The organism is Haloarcula halobia (assembly GCF_029338255.1).
In the GTDB taxonomy this organism is placed as follows: Archaea; Halobacteriota; Halobacteria; order Halobacteriales; family Haloarculaceae; genus Haloarcula; species Haloarcula halobia.
Map to the genome: position 1 here is coordinate 1922399 of NZ_CP119787.1, position 18647 is coordinate 1941045.

Consider the following 18647-nt stretch of genomic DNA (forward strand, 5'->3'; position numbering starts at 1 on the left):
CTCAGAGCGACGCCCCTTTGGTCGCTCCCGTCCACTCTACCGCGCCGATACGAGGTCAGTACAATACGATTATCGGTGGGTGCAGCCCCCGATGCAACGGCGTGTAACACACCCTCGGAGGTAGACGTCGGGACGAACGTGGTCGGCGCTCACGTCGAGCCAGTCGGACCGGTCTCGGGATCAAAAGGCGGCCAGGCGTTCGTCGACTCCGACATGGGAACCACCGACAGGAGCATGTCGCGTCTCGGGTGGGCGGCCATCGGCGAAGGTGACGACCCGCTCGACGACGCACAGATAGATCGCATCGACGACGAACTGCGGTTGCCATCGGACCTCTGGGCCGCCGGACGGAGCCTCGAGTCGGACGTTCCCGGTGGCGCCCACGGTCGTAGCGGCCGCGTCAGTCAGGCCCGACCGTGGCACTCTGTCAGCTCGGCGAGGCGACCCTGCACGTCGGTGTCGTCCAGGGCCTCGCCGGTAACCCGCCACGTCCAGTTGCCCTCGGCCGTCCCCGGGGTGTTGAAACGCGTCTCGCCGCCCAGCCCCAGGAGGTCCTGCATCGGCGCGACGGCGAACACCGACTCCGAGGCCCAGACGGCCTCGATGACGTCCCAGTGTATCGCCGTCCCGTCGGTGTCGAGAGCAAACTGGAGGCAGCCACGCTGGCGGTCGGAGGCGACGTCCTCGTACCACCCCACCACGGTGGTCGTGTCGTGGGTCGAGGTGTAGGCGACGGCGTCCTCCGGGTAGCGGTGGGGCAGGTACTCGTGGTCCTCGGCACACCAGTCGGCGTAGACGGCGACTTTCGTGCCTGGCAGCCCCAGGCGCTTCCGGAACGCGCGCAGCGCTTCCGTCACCCCGCCGAGGTCCTCGACCACGAGCGGGAGGTCACCCAGCGCGGACTCGACGGCCTCGAACAGGGCCTCCCCCGGTCCGTCGCGCCACTCGCCGTCGGCCGGACTCGTGGCGTCGGCCGGGATGGCCCAGTACTGTTCGTACCCCTTGAAGTGGTCGACGCGGACGACGTCGACCCGGTCCAGCAGCGACTCGAACCGACGAATCCACCAGGCGTAGCCGTCGGCCCGCATCGCGTCCCAGTCGTACAGCGGGTTCCCCCACCGCTGGCCCTCGCCGTGGCCGTCGGGGTTCGTCGGCATCCCCGCGACCGCGGCCGGTTCGTTGGCCTCGTCCAGGTCGAACAGGTCCGGATTCGCCCAGACGTCGGCGCTGTCGAGACCCATGTAGATCGGCATATCGCCCACGAGGGTGACGCCCCGCTCGCTGGCGCGTTCGTGGAGCGACTGCCACTGGCGGTCGAAGCAGAACTGACAGAACTTGCGGAACCGGATCTCCTCGGCGGGGTCGGCACGGTACCGGGACAGTTCCTCGGGGTCACGCTCCCTGACCCCCTTCGGCCAGCTCCGCCAGCCCTCGTCGTCGAACACCGTCTTTATCGCCCGGAAGAGTGCGTAGTCGTCGAGCCAGGCCGCGTTGTCCGCCGCGAACGCCTCGAGGGCTGCCCGGTCTTCGTCCGTCGCCGTCGTCCGGAACCGCTCGAACGCCCGTCGCAGGCGGTCAGTCTTGAACGCGTTCACCCGGTCGTACTCCACCCAGTGCTCGTCGAAGTCGGGACGCTCCGCGAGGTCGGCGTCGGTCAGCCAGCCGGCCGCCCGGAGCGCCTCGAGGTCGACCAGCAGCGGGTTGCCGGCGAACGCCGAGTAGGTCTGGTACGGCGAGTTGCCGAACCCGCCGGCGGTCGGGCCGAGCGGGCAGAACTGCCAGAGCGACTGGTCGGCGGCCGCGAGCGCGTCGACGAAGTCGTGGGCCGGAGCGCCCAGCGTCCCGACGCCGTCCGGACCAGGCAGTGCCGTGAGATGGAGGAAGACGCCGCTCGAACGGTCGAACGTCATTCGAAGGTGTTCGACAGCCCCGGGTAAGAATCCCGTGGCTCCCTAGAGGTCGAAGGCGTCGCCGACCTGGGTCTCGACGACGGTCTTCTCGGCGGCGTCGTAGGTGACGACCCCGTAGTCTGCCAGTTTGGGGAGGTGGTTGTGGTGGAGGGCGATCTTCAGGTTCTCGGGGCCCTGGCGCTGCATCTGTCCGTCTGCCGTCACCCAGATGGTGTGTGCGAGGTCCTGTAGTGTCAGTGGTGGCGCTGCCCGGCCAAGTACCGAAATCGTCTCGCGCCGCAGTTCGTCGGCGAGCAGTTCGTGGCGCTCGGTCTCCGTGAGTCTCAGTCGTTGGGTGCCGTTTGTATTGTCGCCGTTGACCATGATTCAGTCCTGCGGGATGTCTCTCCGGAGTCGCCGGGGCCCCGCATGTACCCTATCGAGGTTGCAGTGACCAATAAGAAAACAACCTAGATGTCTAGGCTCTCCGGTCGTCACTCGCCGAACCGCTCGACGACGGCGTCCCGGTCTATCTTCGAGGGGCCGGACGTCGGCATCGTCTCGACGAACGCCAGCGAGCGCGGGTGTTTGAACCGGGCGAGACGGCCATCGAGGAAGTCCCCGAGTTCCTCGACGGTCAGGTCCGGGTCGCCCTCGACGACGGCGCGCCCGACCTGGCCCCACCGGTCGTCGGACACCGCGACGACGACTACCTCGTCGACGTCCGGGTGGTCGGCGATAACGTCCTCGACCGCCGACGGATAGACGTTTTCGCCGCCGCTGACGAACATGTGTTTCTTGCGCCCCTCGATGTGGTAGTAGCCGTCGTCGTCGACGCGGGCGAGGTCACCCGTGGCGACCCACCCGTCGACCCCGAACGTCGCCGCCGTCTCCTCGGGGGCGTCCAGATAGCCGGCGGCGGCGTGGGGCGACCGCAGCTCCAGTTCGCCGACCTCACCGCGGTCGACGGGTGTGCCGTCGTCGACGACGCGCGCGTCGACGTGTATGGCCGGTCGCCCCACGCTGTCGGCCTTCTCCGGGGGCCACCCGTCCGGCATCGCGAAGTTGTTCGGTCCACACTCGGTGAGGCCGTATCCCTGCGAGAGGTCGACGCCGCGGTCCCACCAGGCGTCCATGACGGCCTGTCGGCACGGTCCTCCACCGGACTTGACGACCCGCAGCGTCGAGAGGCCGGTGTCCGACCAGGCCGCGTGCTCGGTCATCGCCCGCAGGACGGCAGGGACGGCCACGAGCACCGACCCGTCCTCCGCTTCGAGGACCCGGAGGACCCGCCCCGGGTCGAACTCCCGGGCGACGACGACGGTCCCTCCCATGTGCCAGATGGGGACGGTGACGACGTTCCACCCGCCGGTGTGGAACATCGGGAACACCATCGGCGACACGTCGTCGTCGCGCAGGCCCCAGGCGGTGATGGTGTTGACCGAGTTCCAGACGATGCCGCGGTGGGTGAGGACCGTCTCCTTGGGCGTGCCCGTCGACCCGCCGGTGTGCAACAGGAGGTGGGGGTCCGACGGCGCGACCGTCGCCGTCTCGACCGGATCGTCGTTCGGGGGGAGCGTGTCGGCGTAGGCCTCTGCGTCCGAGAACGGCCCGTCGGTCGACGTGGCCGCCTCGCGGTGGCCGACCGTCACCACGGGACACTCGACGTCTGTTCTCTCGAGCGCCTCGCTCGTCGGGTCGCGGAACGGCGTCTCGACGACGAGGAGGTCGGGGTCGACGCGCGCCAGCAGGGTCCCCAGTTCCGGCGGTGCCAGGCGGTGTGAGAGCGGCGCCAGCACGCACCCGGTCTTGCCAGTCGCGAAGAACAGGTCGACCAGTGCCGGTCGGTTCCGCGAGACGACGGCGACGGCGTCACCCTCGACGACGCCGCGGTCACGGAGCAGTCGTGCCGTCCGGTTCGCGCGCCGGTCGAGTTCGGCGTAGGTGAACCGCTCGCCGGTCGTCGCGTCGACGAGACCGGTCCGGTCGGGCGTGAGTGCGGCGCGCTTCTCGCTCCAGGCGCCGACCCACGCCTGCGGGAGACCGAACTCAGCCATCGGCGAGGAACTCCCGGAGGCGTTCGTTCACGCGGTCGGCCTCCTCGACGAAAAAGAGGTGCGGCGCGCCCTCGAACCGGACGAACTCCGCGTCCGGCAGGCCTTCGGCCAGCGACTCGCCGTTCTCGACCGGGACGACACGGTCGGCCGTGCCGTGCATGACCAGTACCGGGACGGTGACCGCCTCGAGGCGGTCGTGGGCGTCGAAGCCCTGGACGGCGGCGTTCTGCCAGGCAAGCGCCTGCTCGCCGGCGTCCGACTCGATGCGCCAGTCGACGATGCGCTCGACGAGGTCCTCGTTGTCGGCCATGAACGACTCGCGCATGGCTGCGGCCATCTTGTACCGACGCGACTCGCGTGCGTCGTAGTGTTCGGGCACCTCGAACATCCGGGCTCTGGTCGCCTCGGGAGTCGGCACCGCGTCGGGGCCGCCCGGCGACGTACACAGCAGCGTCAGCGAACGGACGCGGTCGTACTCCAGCGCGTACTGCTGGGCGACCATCCCGCCCATGCTCGCCCCGACGACGTGGGCCGACGCGACGCCGGCGTCCTCGAAGACCGCCTCCAGGTCGCCCGCGAACTGCGACATCGTGTAGGGTCCCTCCGGCGTGTCGGAGTCTCCCGTCCCGCGGTTGTCCCAGACGATGGTGTCGTACTCCTCGTCCAGGGCCTGCCGCTGCCAGCGCCACATCCACCGGCCGTAGCCGATGCCCTCGACGAACGCGACGGTCGGTGCGTCCGTCGGGCCGCGCCGCTCGTAGGCGAGGCGGACGCCGTCGTTGGTAGCGTACTCCATGCGTGGTGGCTGCTCAGTTGCCCGGATGGTCGGGTCCCGGAGGTAAAACCTTCGGGCCGGTGCCCCGTGACCGGGACGCCTCTGGGGACACTCGCGTCGCCCGTCGGCCACCCCGACGGCGCAGGCCCGTCGCCCGTCGATCCGGCGCGGGGTTTGTCATTATCGAACGCCCACCCCACCCCATTTCAATACAGTTTTACGCCTCGGATTGGGACGCAATGGTATGACTTTGCACGCCAGAGATATCAAACAGGACGTGCGGGAGCTGGGGGAGCTCCTCGGCGACGTCCTCGAGGCCCAGTCGTCGACCGAAGCCTTCGAGACCGTAGAGCAGATCCGGACGTCGTCTATCGAATATCGACGCGGCGACGCGGAGACGCGCAAAGACGTGGGCCGCACGCTCGACCGCCTCTCGCCCGCCGAGCAGGACATCGTCTCGCGGGCCTTCACGACGTACTTCGAGCTCATCAACCTCGCCGAGGAGCGCCACCGCGTGCGACAGATTCGCGAGGAGAGTCAGGAGGGGGTCCTGGAAGACAGCGTGGCCGAAGCCGTGCAGCTGCTCTCGGAACGGGGCGCCGACGCCGAGACCCTCGAGGACGTGCTCGAGGACGTGCTCATCCAGCCGACGTTCACCGCCCACCCGACCGAGGCCCGCCGGAAGACGGTGAAGGCCAAGCTTCGCGCCGTCGCTCGCGACCTGGAGACCTTAGACGAGGTCCGCCTGACCGACCGCGAGGAGGCCCTCGTCGAGCGCGACCTGGAGGCCGAGGTGACCAGCCTCTGGCAGACCCCACAGGTCCGTGACCGCCGCCCCGAGGTCACCGACGAGGCCCTGAACGTCCAGTGGTACTTGGAGAACGTCCTCTTCGACGTCATCGACCGCGTCTACGACGAACTCGAATACGCCATCGACGAGGAGTACGACGATGACGTCGACGTCTCGAAGCTCTACGAGTTCCGGTCCTGGGCCGGGTCCGACCGGGACGGGAACCCCTTCGTCACCCCCGAGGTCACCGAGGAGACGCTGGAACGCCAGCGCGACACCATCCTCCCGCTGTACCGTGACAAGCTCAAGGAACTCTCCGGCGTGCTGAGCCAGGACGCGGACAACATCGACACCGACGAGCGCTTCGACGAACGCCTCGAGGACCACAAGGCGCGTCTCCCCGGCGTCGCCAGCGAGGCCGAGGAGCGGTACCCCGACGAGCCCTACCGGCAAAAGCTCAAGCTGATGCGCGAGTCGGTCCTGCGCGTCGGCGACGTCCGACAGGGCGGCTACGATGGCCCACAGGAGCTGCTGACGGACCTGCGTGCCATCGCCGAGAGCCTGCGCGAGAACGAGGCCCAGGTCATCGCCGAGTCGCAGGTCGACCCGCTGGTCCGGAAGGTCGACACCTTCGGCTTCTCGCTGGCCAGCCTCGACCTGCGCGACCACCGCGCGATGCACACCAACGCCATCGCCGAGGCCGTCGACCGCCACGGCATCGACTACGACGGGATGGACGAGGACGAACGCGTCGAGTTCCTCACCGAGGCCATCCTCCAGGAGGACTCGGTCATCGACATGACGGAGACCGACGGCCTCTCGGAGGACTCCGAGCGCGTCATGCGGCGGTTCCGCGAGACCGCCGAGTGGCAAAAGGAGTTCGGCGTCGACGCCATCGACACCTACGCCATCAGCTGGTGTGAGGAGCCCAGCCACGCCCTGGAGGTCCTGTTCCTGGGCGACCAGGTCGGCATCGTCGACCTGCCGGGCTACTGCGGGCTGGACATCGTCCCGCTGCTGGAGTCCGAGTACGCCCTCTCGGGCGCCCGGCGCATCATGGGGACCCTGTTCGAGAACGAGGCCTACGAGATGGCCCTGGAGGCTCGAAACAACATCCAGGAGATAATGCTGGGGTACTCGGACTCCAACAAGGAAAACGGGTTCCTCGCGGCCAACTGGTCGCTGTACAACAACCAGAAGCGCCTGGCCAACATCACGAGCGACTTCGACGTCGAGATGCGCCTGTTCCACGGCCGTGGCGGCTCTATCTCCCGCGGGGGCGGCCCGATGAACGACGCGATGCTGGCACTGCCAAACGAGACGGTCACCGGCCAGATCAAGTTCACCGAGCAGGGCGAGGCCATCTCCGAGAAGTACGCCAACGAGGACATCGCCGAGCGCAACCTCGAACAGATGCTCAACGCCCAGGTCCGGGCCCGCTACAACGCCTTAGAGGAACCGGTCGAGGACATCCCCGAGGAGTGGTCCGAGGCGATGAAGACGGCGGCAGACGCCGCCCGCGACGAGTACCAGGACCTGCTCGAGACCGACGGCTTCGTCGAGTACTTCGAGCAGGCCACGCCCATCAGGGTCATCGAGAACCTCAACATGGGGTCGCGGCCGGCCTCCCGCAGCGAGGACCGCAGCGTCGACGACCTGCGCGCCATCCCGTGGGTGTTCTCCTGGACCCAGGCCCGCTGTATCATCCCCGGGTGGTACTCCATCGCCACCGGACTGGAGGCCTACCTGGAGGACGGTGGGGACATCGAATCCCTGCAGGAGATGTACCGGGAGTGGCCGTTCTTCCGGACGAAGATAGACAACGCCTCGCTCGCGCTGGCCCGGACCGACATGGAGATCGCCCGGGAGTACGCTGACCTCGCCGACGGGGACCTCCGCGACCGCATCTTCCCGCGCATCGAGGACGAGTACGAACGGACTGTCGACCTCGTCACGGAGATAACCGACCGCGAAGGGCTGCTCGACCGTGACTGGCTCGAGGAGAATCTCGATCGGCGCAACCCGTACGTCGACCCGCTGAACCTCCTGCAGGTCCGCCTGCTGGCCCAGTCACACCTCACCGAAACCGAGCAGCGCACCCTCCGGCTGACCGTCCAGGGCATCGCCGCCGGCATGAAAAACACGGGATAACCGGCCCAGGCACTTTCCGTCGGTGGAGAGCGGACGGATTACTACAGACGTAGTATTTATCGAAGCATTTACTGTTCAGCCGGGTGCAGGTGGCATATGGCACTGGAACGGATACTGCTCGCCGTCGGCCCGAACGACAAGGACCGCGTCGAAGAACTCGCTCGCACCGTCATCGACATCGCCGGTCCCACCGGCGCGGAGGTCACCGTCGCACACGTCTTCACCGAGGACCAGTACGAGGACGTCGTCGACCGCCTCGAGTTTGCCTCGACCGGCGAGGCCGACCCCGACGAAGTCGCCGACCGACACACCACGGTTCGCGATCTCAGCAAGCGGCTCGAGGAGGCCGGCATCGTCCACTCCGCCCGGGGTGCCGTCGGGAACCACGGCGACCAGATCGTCTCGCTCGCCGAGGATACCGGCGCCGGCCTCGTCGTCGTCGGCGGCCGCAAGCGATCCCCGACCGGGAAGGCCGTCTTCGGTTCGACCGCACAGGAGGTCATGCTGAACGCGCCGTGCCCGGTCACCTTCGTCCGCGGCGAGGATTGACATCCTCCCCGCGCTGAAGCGCGAGCATTCCCACGTTGGGATATTCTGGTCTACGGGACAACCTGTTCTTGTGGGGCTACTCGCCCCGTTGATTTGTCGAACAGGCGTACCGAGGGCTGTGCCAAACAGCCGTTACTCCTATCCTCTGCAGGACTCGGAGTTACCGTGGCTCGCATATTCTCCGCCGCGTTCAGGTCGCTATTGGCGACTAACTCGCAGTTCTCACAGACGTACAACCCGCGCTCGACACGATTCGAATCGGCTTCTGTCCCACACGCACAGCACGTTTTCGACGTTTTCAACGCTGCTTCGTCGACACGCTCGACGTCGATACCGTGCTCTTGGGCTTTGTGCTCGAGGTGGCCGAGCAACGCCTCGAATGCCCAGTCGTGCAACCGCTTGTTCCCGTGTCTGCCCCAGTCTTCATCCTCGCGGATATTCTAGGGGTGGCCCACCGCTTTCGTCCCCACGTCACGGGTAGCACACTGTTCTACGATGTCTTTTGAGAGGGCGTGTAGGAAGTGGTCCTGTCGCCGGGATTTCTTCTGCCGCGCCCACCCTGCGTGATCGCTTGGGCCATCAGTTCCTTCCGTCTCGTATTCCGCGCGACGGAAGTAGTGTGCGTCTTCTTTCAGGGCGTTGCCCGGATACAGGAGTGTCTCGTCACCGACAGAGACGGCCGCAGTGTTGCAGATGCCGAGGTCGATACCTGCAGTTTTCTCACCGGGCGTCCCGATCGTCTCGATCCGCAGTTTGCAGACGAAGTGGAGTTCCCACTGCTGACCAGTCCAGACAGCACGCACCGTCTGGACGCTCTCAACCGCTTCGAGTGTTTGATCGTCTGTCTGGAGCGTGTATTCACAGAGGATGTAGTCTGCGGCATACCGCGACTCCTTCATATTCGCCCCTTTGGAGAGACGGACACGGTTGTACTTGGTGTCGAGTTTGAAGCCCTGATTCTTCCACGTCACTGTCGAGCGTGGGTGGTCGTCGCCGTGTTTGCGGTAGCCGGGTGGATTCGCGTCTGGGTCGTCTTGTTCATACCACGAAACGAACGCTTCACCGAGTTCCTGAAGAACTCGTTGACTGGATTGTGAGTGCAAATCCACATAGCGGTCGTGAGTCTTGAGGTATGAACAGAGTTCGTCGGCGTCCGGAATGTGGCCGATAGCGTCCCAGACACGCGAGATCGTCCACCGCCCGACATTCCACAGTTTGCTGGCGGCGAAGCCATGCGAATCGAGGTCGTCAGCGACTTGCGAGTGATTCGTTACACTCGCTTTGAGTGTCCGAGTGACGACCAGATTCGCCATATGTAAGCATAGTCTGTTCACTTTCATAAATGTCGGGCGGCCGGTGTTGAATATCCAGTCGTGGCTACGTGCGTGGAATGTTCCTCAGTTGTCGGCTTCATCCCGCCCTAAAGGGCGAGGCTTTTGCCTCGAATCTTCCGTAAGCGCCGCTCTCTGCCTCCGCCGGCGAGCGGGACATCGACCACGGCGATTCACCCGCTCGAGTGACGACGCCACGTCTGCCGACCGCGACACTGGAGAACCCGTCGCGCCGCCCGCTCGAGGCCGCTGCCCCAGCAGGACGACCACTCCGAGTGACATCTGCCGACACCTCTTTGTACCGGCACTCGTCTACAAGCAAGAGTGACCGTGGCAAGTGACGGCACGATTCGGGTGCTCCACGTCGACGACGACCCGGAGTTCACCGAACTGACCGCGACGTTCCTCCAGCAGGAGGACGACCGGTTCGTCGTCGAATCGGCGTCCTCCGCGGCCGAGGGGCTCGACCACCTCGAAACCAGCGTGCCCGACTGTGTCGTCTCCGATTACGACATGCCCGGGGACAACGGGCTGGCGTTTCTCGAGACGGTCCGGAGCGAGCACGCCGACCTCCCTTTCATCCTGTATACCGGACGTGGGAGCGAAACGGTCGCGAGCGAGGCGATATCGGCCGGCGTGACGGAGTACCTCCAGAAGTCCGGCGGGACCGAACAGTACGCGATGCTGGCCAACAAGATATCCAACGCCGTCGAGCGCATGGAGGCAGAGGTGGCCCGGAAACGTCACCTCGCGGCCGTCGAGAGCGCACAGGAGGGCATCAGCATCCTCGACGAGGACGGCCGGTTCGTCTACGTCAACGAGGCCTACGCCGCCCTCTACGGGTACGACCCCGCGGCGATGGTGGGCGAGCACTGGGAGCTGGTCTACCCGGCCGGGGCAACTGACGTCGCGTACGAGGAGATACTCCCGGCGGTCGCCTCGGAGGGGTACTGGCACGGGGAGACGACTGGCCTCCGGGCCGACGGGTCGACGTTCCCGGAGGACCACGTCGTCTCACGGACCGAAACGGGCGACATGGTCTGTACCGTCCGGGACGTGAGCGACACGCGGGACCGCGAGGCCGAACTCGCCCTGAAAGACCGCGCCATGGACGAGGCCCCCGTCGGCATCACACTCACCGACCCCTCACAGGACGACAACCCCCTGGTCTACGTCAACGACCGCTTCGAGGAGATAACCGGCTACGACCGGGCGGGGATAGTCGGCCACAACTGCCGAATCCTTCAGGGCGAGAGGACCGACCCGGAACCGGTGGCCGAACTGCGGGCGGCGATCGACGCGGAGCGGCCGGTCACGGTCGAGCTGCGAAACTACCGCGCGGACGGCACCGAGTTCTGGAACCGGGTCACCGTCGCGCCCATCACGGACGGGACCGGCGAGGTGACGAACTTCGTCGGGTTCCAGGAGGAGGTCACCGAACGCACGGAGCGTGCGCTGACCCTCGAACGCAAGAACAAGCGCCTGGACGCGTTTACCGGGATGGTGAGCCACGACCTCCGGAACCCACTCCACGTCGCGGAGGGCAGTCTCGAACTGGCCCGCGAGGAGTGTGACAACGAACACGTCGACCGGGCCAGCGAGGCAGTCCAGCGGAGTCTGGCGCTCGTCGACGACCTGCTGACCCTGGCACGGGAGGGTCGCGATTTGGCCGACGTCGAACCCGTCTCTCTCGCCGACGTCTTCGAGGAGTGCTGGACGAACGTCGACACGGACGACGCGACGCTCGCGTTACAGGGAGACGTAACGATACGAGCCGACCGGAGCAGACTGGTACAACTGCTCGAGAACCTCGTCCGCAACGCCGTCGAACACGGCAGGCGGGACGTGACCGTCACCGCCGGTCCCCTCGACGGCGGCTTCTACGTCGCCGACGACGGCCCGGGCATCCCGGTCGAGGAGCGCCAGGCGGTGTTCGAACCGGGCCACTCGACGAGCGAGAACGGGACCGGTATCGGGCTGGCAATCGTCGAGCGCATCGCCGACGCCCACGGCTGGGACCTCGCGATTACGACGGGGCCCGAGGACGGCGCCCGCTTCGAGTTCACCGGCGTCGACACCGCCCGGTGATCGGCCGCCACATCGCTCGCAGGGTGGGGTGGGAGTCACGAACGCGGGCGACCCCGACGGTCCTCCGCCCGGCGTCGGTGCCGGGACGGCGGCCGTCTCACTCGACGAGGGCGGCCTCGAGCAGTTCAAGCGGGTGGCGGATCTCGTACCCGGAGCCGTGTTCCATCTGCATGGCACACGTGGGGCACTCGGTCATGCCCACCTCGCCCTGGGCGTGGGCCATGTGCTCGAACATCTCTTCGCCGATCGCCATTGACTTCTCGTACTTCTCCTCCTTCCAGCCGTAGGTGCCCGAGATGCCCGAGCAGGACTCGCCGACGTCCTCGATGCCCGCCCCGTCGAGGTCACGGAACAGCTCGACCGCCTGGCGGTCCAGGCCCTGGTTGCGGGCGTGACACGGCGCGTGGTAGGCGAACTCCTCGGCCAGGTCGCCCGAGACCTCCGCCTCCCGGACCGCCCCCGTCAGGTCCTCGTTGATGCGCAGGTACTCGAGGGCCTCGAAGGTGTTCGCCGCGACCGCCTCGATGCCGTCGATGTCGAACAGCTCGGGGTACTCCTGGCGCAGCGCCATCGAACAGGAGGTACAGGACGCGACGGCGTCGTAGCCCTGTTCGACCAGGTCCGACATCGAGGAGACGTTGACCGCCGCGTGCCGGCGGGCGTCGGCGAGCATCCCGTTTGCGAACATCGGCGTCCCGGAACACCGCTGTTCGGGCGCGACGACCTCGTAGCCGAAGTGCTCGTACACCCTGACCATCGCCTTCCCCACCTCCGGGGTGTTGTAGTTGGAGTAACAGCCGTGGAAGTACGCCACTTTCTTCTCGCTGTCGGTGGGTTCCCCGCGGCGCTGGCGGCTCTCGCGGGCGTTACTGCGGGAGGCGTCGGCCCCGCCGCGGGCCGCCCACCACTCGCGGAACGTCTCCCGGGCGAACTCGGGGAAGTCCCGCTCGCTGGTGACCCCAAGCGTCTTTTCCATCAGCCAGCGAGCCGGCCCGAAGTTCATCGCGACGTTCGCGAGGCGCGGGACCTTGCTCGCGAAGAACGCCGAGGTGCGGTAGTTCGCGAGGATGCGGTTGCGGACGTACTCGACCGAGAGCTTGTCCATCTGCTCGCTGACGTACTCGCCCCGTGCCGTGTTGTGCATCTGGCTGAGCGGGACGCCCGACGGACAGGCGTCGTCACAGCGCATACAGTTCGAACACGACATGATGGAGTCGTCGACGGTGTAGTCGTCGTCCGTCTGTTTCAGGCGCCACTGTTCCGGCCCCTGGAACTTCGGGCCGGGGAAATCGTCGTCGACCTCCGCCACCGGGCAGTTTGTGTCACAGGCGGCGCACTTGTAACAGGAGTCCGCACCGGGGCGCAGGTCGAAGTCGTCGCTGTCGGGGAAGACGTCGACCGGTTCGAACTCGTCTCCCGTGTTCGGTGCAACTGGCTCGAATGTAGGGCTCTCTTCTGCGTCGCTCATCGTACCTCCCGTGCGGCGTTCCGGCCCGCCGCGTAGCCTGTCGCGATCGATACCCCGGCACCGGACTTCTCGGCCGCGTAGTCGTACCCGCCGAGGACGCCCCCTGCGGCCCGGAGGTTGTCGAACTCCGGGGCACCGGACCCGTCCAGCGGCCGCAACGTCGCGTCCGTCACGACACCGAAGGCCGCGAACGCGTGGTCGCCGAAGACGTCGACGTCGAACCATTCGTAGCGGTCCGCGGGGTGGGGCACGTGGCAGTCGAAGGCCGGTTCGCGGACCGCCTCGCGGTCGGACTCGATGCCCTTCCCGACCAGGCCCCCCGTGGCGAGCACGTACTGGGCTGCCGAGATCGGGATCTTCGTACCGTACTTCTCGACGAAGACCCGCTCGATGGCCCCGTCGCCCTCGTAGTCGACGACGGGGTTGCCCGTCTCGAACCTCGCACCCGACTCGTCCAGGGCCTCGAACAGCGCGTCCTCGAGGCGCAGGCCGGGCAGCGACGGCGGGCCCGAGGGGACCTCGAAGACGTCGACGCCCATCTTCTCGGCCAGGGCCGCCCTGACCGCGTCGGCCCTGTCGTCGCCCAGCACCGCCGGGAAGCCGACCCGTTCCTCGCCCTCTAGCAGCGGGTTCACGCGCTCGGCGAGTGCGTCGCGGACGGGCCGGTTCCGGCCGCGGACGGCTACCTCGGCGTTCGTGTCCAGCTGTTTGGCGTACCGGGTCACCTTCGCGTCCGCGCGCAGGTCGCCGGGGAACTGGATGGTGACGCCCCGAACGGCGAACGGGACGCCGGCGGCGTCCAGGTGGGCGGCGGCGTGGGGTGCGTCGAAGTCGGTCATCGACTCCAGGCCCACCAGCAACATGTCGCGGTCGTCGCTCGCCACGCCGGCGGCGGCCCCGGGAGGATACCGCGCGGTCGGTTTCACCGTGCCGCCGTGGGTCGGGAGCAGGGCGTTGGTGTCGGTGTGGCCGCCCTGGTAGCCCGTCACCTCGTCGAACAGTGCCATCGCCTCCCGGACCGTCTCGACGCCCACGGTTCGGTAGGGGTGGTCGTCGTGGAGTGCTGCCATCGCCTCGTACGGATCGGTCAGCGGCCCCTCGCCGTCGGGCGTGTACCCGAGCAGGTCGACCAGTCCCGAGGCGTGCCGGAGCGTGCTCTGCTTGTAGGAGACCAGGCGCACGTCCGCGCCCTCGCGGGCGGCGGTGATGGCGCTCGTGAGCCCGGCCAGGCCGCCGCCGACGACGAGGACGTCCGACTCAATCGCCATGTCGCCCCCCGTCGGCGGCGACGTCCGTGGCGCCCGACCCGTCAGAGGGGGCGACGCCGTCGTCGAACGCGGCGAAGTCGACGGGGTCGCCGTCGGCGGGGTCGTGGTCCCGGTTCTGGGTCGTCGCGTGCAGCGAGTAGTTCAGGGCCGCCTGTGAGAGCTGCTGGCCCCACAGCGCGTGGCGCTGGCCCTTCCAGCGCTCCTGGAGGAGTTCGTCCCAGGCCTGGCGGACGACGTTCTGGTCGTACTCCTGGTGGAGCTCGTTCGCGAGTCGGTGACTGCAGATACCCCCCTGGCAGTTCCCCATCGTCGCCCGCGTGCGGATGCGGACGGCGTTGAGGTCCGAGCCGGACCCCGTGATGGCGTCCTTGACCTCCGCACGGGTCACCCCCTCGCACTCACAGACCGTCGGGTTCGGCCGGTCGGTCTTCAGAACCTCGTCGGCGCGCGAGCCGAGGCGCTCGACGCTACGGCGACCGATGGGCGAGCGCAGGCCGAATTCGGCCATGTAGTCCCGCAGGACCGAGAAGTCCTCGCTGCCCGGGAGCGGCACCGCCGCGGTCCGACAGTCGGCGTCGATACCGAACTTTCCGCAGACGTGGTCCGATATCTTCTCGCCCATCATCCGGTAGGTGGTGAACTTCCCGCCGACGATGCTGGTCATCCCCGACACGTCGTCGCGGTCCTCGTGGTCCAGCAGGAAGAAGTCGCGCGTGATATCCGTCGGATCGGTGCTGCCGACGTCCGGCGGTTCGTACAGCGGCCGGACGCCCCAGAACGAGCGGATGGTCCGGGCTTGCTCGAGCATCGGCACCAGCTCAGAGAGCGTGTCGATCATCATATCGACCTCCCACTGTTCCTCGGGGTAATCCTCGGGGTCCTCGACCTCCTCGTCGGTGGTCCCCAGGATGGCCGTCGTCTCGTGGGGGACGATGATGTCGGCGTCACCCTTGGGCTTACAGCGGTTGATGACCGTGTCGACCTGCCGGACGTTCATGATGGTCATGACGCCCTTCGACGGGCGGACCTCGATGTCCAGGCCCGCCATGTCGCCGATTCGCCCCGCCCAGGCGCCGGTGGCGTTGACGACGTAGTCGGCGTGTATCTCCTCCGTGCCGCCCTCGGTCCCGTGGACGCGTTTGCCCGGCCCCGAGGCGTGTTCGACCTCGACCCCGACGATCTCGCCGCCCTCGACGAGCAGGTCCGTGACCGTCGAGTGGGTCTCGATGCGAGCGCCGTGTTCCTGTGCGCTCGCGGCGTTGGCGACCACGAGACGGAAGGGGTCGACCGCGCCGTCGGGCACCGTGATGGCCTTGTCGATGTCCTTTGCCAGGTGGGGCTCCATCGCGCGAGCCTCCTCACGAGAGACTGCTTCCGCCGGAATGCCACACTCCGCACAGCCCTGCAGCTTCTCCTCGAAGTACTCCTCGGAGTCCTCGGGCCGTTTGACGAACAGGCCGCCGGTCATCTCGACGCAGTGACTGGCGATGTCCCGGAGGACGCGGTTCTCCTCGATACACTCGGTCGCACTCGCCTGATCCGAGACGGCGTAGCGTCCCCCGCTGTGGAGCAACCCGTGCATCCGCCCGGTCGTCCCGTGCGTGAGGTTCCCCTGTTCGAGGAGCGTCACGTCGAGCCCCCGCATCGCGAGGTCCCTGGCGATTCCCGCACCGGTCGAACCGCCTCCGAGGACGGCGATGTGTGGTGTCGATGCCATCTACCTTACCGCGACTTTGGATGCCACGCACTTTATTTTACCGTTGAACCCGATGGCGTCAGTAAATTTCAGTTCGAAACCGTGAACGAGCCCCAGGGCGGACGAGCGATAGCCGGTCCGGTTCGTTACTCCCGATCGCGGGCCCCGAGTGACGAAGCCGGCGATAGCCTCTGTTTCGTCGGTTCGCGCCGCTGTACACCGGTCTCGTCACCGTCGATGCGCAGCGTCGTCGCCAGGTTCCGGCCCGTCGTGGCCCGGACGCGGGCCGGGTCCTCGGGGCGTCTCGAACGCGACGACGTCCTCGCCCGGAGTAATCTTTATGCCCGTCACTGTAATGTTTACCGTCACGGTCCGGTCCCCGGTAAATATCAGGGCCGTCACTTCCGAACGATGGACCTCGAATCCCGCATCCAACGGCGACAGCGGCGTGAGAGCGACCAGGGTCTCGTCCGCGACTACGAGTCGCTGTCGCCGGTGTTCCACGCCGAGGAGCCCACGGACCGGGGCCCGGTCTTCGAGAAGTTGCTCGACCACCTCGATCCGGTCTTCGACGGCACCCTCCCGCCGAACGCGTACGTCCACGGGCCGATGGGGGCGGGCAAGTCGGCCGTCGTCACCGCCCTGTTCGCGAAGCTCGACGCCCTGCCTACGGACGGACGCTCGATAATCTACACGAGCACGCGGGCCGAACCCGCGACGTCGCCCGCCTTCGTCTACGTCGACACCCGGGCGACCGGGAGCGAGTTCGCCTTCTACCACGCCGTCCTCGACAGCCTCACCGAGGAGGCCGTTCCCGAACACGGCATCGGGACCGAGACGCTCAGGTCTCGCCTCATGGACCTGCTGGACGGGCGCCCCACCGGCGCCGTCGTCGCCGTCGACCACGTCGACGACCCGGACGGCACCGACCCGACGGCGCTCGTCGACCTGTTTGCCGGCCTCCCGAGTAACACGAGCTGGCTCGCCGTCGGCCAGTCCCCGCCGACGGAGGTCCGGCTTACCGACTACACCGCTCACGCCATCGCTATCGAACCGTACCGACAGCAGACGCTGGTCGACGTGTTGATGACGCGGGCCTCGGACGGCCTGACCCAGCAGGCGCTCGAGCACGCGGTCGCCCGTCGCATCGCCAGGTGGGCCGACGGGAACGCCCACCACGCGCTGGCGGTGCTCCTCGTCGCGGCGGCCACCGCCGAGTCGGCCGGCCGGGACCACATCACCGGGGGCGACGTAGCGGCGGCCATCGACGAGATGCCGTCGCCCTGCGTCGAACTGGGGCGGGTCCTCGCGCTCCCGGCGAACCGCCGGGCGGTGCTCAGAGAACTCATCGACCTCGACGACGACGCGACGGCGTCGGTCACGCGGACGACGACGGCCATCAGCGACCGCGACGCGGTCGACCTCTCGCCGGGGACGGTCAAGCGCTTCCTCTACGAGATGGCGGAAGCGGGCATCGTCGACCGCGTGAAGGCCGACGGCTGGAGCGGCCAGGGACGGCCGCCCAGTCGCGTCGAACCGCGGTTCCCGCCGACGGCGTTCCGCCGCCTCTACGACCTCGGGGTCTGAGCGCCCCGCTCATCGAAGCATGTCGCGGTCGCCGGTCCCGCGGGTCAGCGCCGAGGCCAGCGCGCCCCGGACCACGACGTCGTCGCCCATCGACGTCAGCTGGATGTCGGGGATGTTCGCCATGACCATGTCGTCGAGTCGGTTGCGAATCGGTTCGAGCACCTGGTCCGGGTTGTTGAGCGCGACGGCGCCGCCGACGTAGATGACGAGGGGCGCGTAGGAGTGGACCATGTTCGCGATACCGATGGTGTTCCAGTGACAGATCTGGTCTAAGACGTGGGAGGCGAAGTCGTCCTCGCCCGCGAACTCGAAGATATCCGCGGCCGAGAACTCCTCGGTCTCGATGGGCAGGGCCGTCTCGACGGGGTCCTCGCGGTGGAGTGCGATGGCGTATCTCGGGATGTTGTCGCCCGAGCAGTACGCCTCCCAGTGGCCGTCGTGGCCACACCCGCAGGTCATGAACCCGTGGGGGTCGATGGTCATGTGGCCGACCTCGCCGGCGTTGCCGTCCCACCCGCTGAGGATGTTGCCGTCCACGGCGACGCCCGCGCCGATACCCGAGGAGATGGTGAGATACACCATGTCGTCGGGGTTCCGATCGGAGTAGAAGCGTTCGCCGATGGCCCCGGCGTTCGCGTCGTTGTGCAGGAATACCTGTTCGCTCCCGACGAGGTTCGAGACGGGGCCGGTAAGCGGGATTCGGTCGATGGTGTCGGGGAGGTTCGCGGGGTTCTCGATGATGCCCTCCGCGAGGTCGAGCGGTCCGATGGCGGCGATCCCGGCCGCGGTGACGTCTCTCGGCTCGATTCCCGCGGCGTCCGCTGCCTGCCTGAGCGCGTCGAGGACCGCCTCCGTGACGGCGATTCCGGTGGGGCCACGCGGCGTGTTCGTCCTGTGTGACCCGAGAATCGTCCCGGACTGGTCGCCGATGACGGCGCGGATATGTGTCGCACCGAGGTCGACGCCTGCGTATGCGGCCATGTTGGTTGTGTGGTCGC

The 18647-nt window shown here is 67.5% G+C and carries 12 protein-coding genes and 1 pseudogene; 4 read left to right on the forward strand and 9 right to left on the reverse strand.

The window, feature by feature from the left end:
• Nucleotides 1–404 precede the first annotated feature (404 nt).
• The 4 genes from malQ to P1K88_RS10280 all read right to left on the reverse strand — a co-directional run bounded on the left by malQ (nucleotide 405) and on the right by P1K88_RS10280 (nucleotide 4742).
• Nucleotides 405–1910: a 4-alpha-glucanotransferase gene (malQ, locus tag P1K88_RS10265; protein WP_276410083.1), complete on the reverse strand. Its 1506-nt coding sequence runs from the start codon at nucleotides 1908–1910 to the stop codon at nucleotides 405–407.
• A 42-nt stretch (nucleotides 1911–1952) separates the two neighbouring features.
• A complete protein-coding gene (locus tag P1K88_RS10270; RefSeq protein WP_276410084.1) occupies nucleotides 1953–2273 on the reverse strand; it encodes a DUF7344 domain-containing protein in 321 nt (106 codons plus the stop codon).
• A 110-nt stretch (nucleotides 2274–2383) separates the two neighbouring features.
• The gene (locus tag P1K88_RS10275; RefSeq protein WP_276410085.1) at nucleotides 2384–3946 is read right to left on the reverse strand and encodes an AMP-binding protein; all 1563 of its coding nucleotides are present in this window, start codon (nucleotides 3944–3946) and stop codon (nucleotides 2384–2386) included.
• Complete coding sequence (locus P1K88_RS10280; RefSeq protein WP_276410086.1) at nucleotides 3939–4742, reverse strand: alpha/beta fold hydrolase; 804 nt, start codon at nucleotides 4740–4742, stop codon at nucleotides 3939–3941. Before P1K88_RS10280 ends, P1K88_RS10275 begins: the two co-directional genes overlap by 8 nt.
• 223 nt (nucleotides 4743–4965) lie before the next feature.
• On the opposite strand from P1K88_RS10280, the gene ppc reads away from it, so the two are divergent.
• Entirely contained in the window at nucleotides 4966–7662 is a 2697-nt protein-coding gene (gene ppc / locus P1K88_RS10285) for a phosphoenolpyruvate carboxylase (RefSeq protein ID WP_276410087.1), read from the forward strand.
• A gap of 96 nt (nucleotides 7663–7758) precedes the next feature.
• Entirely contained in the window at nucleotides 7759–8211 is a 453-nt protein-coding gene (locus tag P1K88_RS10290) for a universal stress protein (protein WP_276410088.1), read from the forward strand.
• A gap of 50 nt (nucleotides 8212–8261) precedes the next feature.
• On the opposite strand, the pseudogene P1K88_RS10295 reads toward P1K88_RS10290, so the two are convergent.
• A pseudogene (locus tag P1K88_RS10295) lies at nucleotides 8262–9524 on the reverse strand (RNA-guided endonuclease InsQ/TnpB family protein).
• Nucleotides 9525–9866: 342 nt separating this feature from the next.
• On the opposite strand from P1K88_RS10295, the gene P1K88_RS10300 reads away from it, so the two are divergent.
• Nucleotides 9867–11630 carry a PAS domain S-box protein gene (locus P1K88_RS10300; protein ID WP_276410089.1) on the forward strand — a complete coding sequence of 588 codons (1764 nt, stop codon included), beginning with the start codon at nucleotides 9867–9869 and terminating at the stop codon, nucleotides 11628–11630.
• A gap of 97 nt (nucleotides 11631–11727) precedes the next feature.
• Here the strand turns inward: P1K88_RS10300 and P1K88_RS10305 are convergent, their stop codons facing one another.
• From P1K88_RS10305 to glpA, 3 genes are read right to left on the reverse strand one after another with little or no spacing between them, the layout of a single operon-like run.
• Nucleotides 11728–13098 carry an anaerobic glycerol-3-phosphate dehydrogenase subunit C gene (locus tag P1K88_RS10305; protein WP_276410090.1) on the reverse strand — a complete coding sequence of 457 codons (1371 nt, stop codon included), beginning with the start codon at nucleotides 13096–13098 and terminating at the stop codon, nucleotides 11728–11730.
• The gene (gene glpB / locus P1K88_RS10310) at nucleotides 13095–14366 is read right to left on the reverse strand and encodes a glycerol-3-phosphate dehydrogenase subunit GlpB (protein ID WP_276410091.1); all 1272 of its coding nucleotides are present in this window, start codon (nucleotides 14364–14366) and stop codon (nucleotides 13095–13097) included. The genes P1K88_RS10305 and glpB overlap by 4 nt, the downstream gene beginning before the upstream one ends.
• Nucleotides 14356–16083, reverse strand: a complete 1728-nt coding sequence (glpA, locus tag P1K88_RS10315) for an anaerobic glycerol-3-phosphate dehydrogenase subunit GlpA (RefSeq protein WP_276410092.1) — start codon at nucleotides 16081–16083, stop codon at nucleotides 14356–14358. The genes glpB and glpA overlap by 11 nt, the downstream gene beginning before the upstream one ends.
• Before the next feature lie 390 nt (nucleotides 16084–16473).
• On the opposite strand from glpA, the gene P1K88_RS10320 reads away from it, so the two are divergent.
• On the forward strand, nucleotides 16474–17649 hold the full coding sequence (locus P1K88_RS10320) for a Cdc6/Cdc18 family protein (RefSeq protein ID WP_276410093.1): 1176 nt from the start codon (nucleotides 16474–16476) through the stop codon (nucleotides 17647–17649).
• Nucleotides 17650–17658: 9 nt separating this feature from the next.
• Here the strand turns inward: P1K88_RS10320 and P1K88_RS10325 are convergent, their stop codons facing one another.
• On the reverse strand, nucleotides 17659–18630 hold the full coding sequence (locus P1K88_RS10325) for an ROK family protein (protein WP_276410094.1): 972 nt from the start codon (nucleotides 18628–18630) through the stop codon (nucleotides 17659–17661).
• Nucleotides 18631–18647 lie beyond the last annotated feature (17 nt).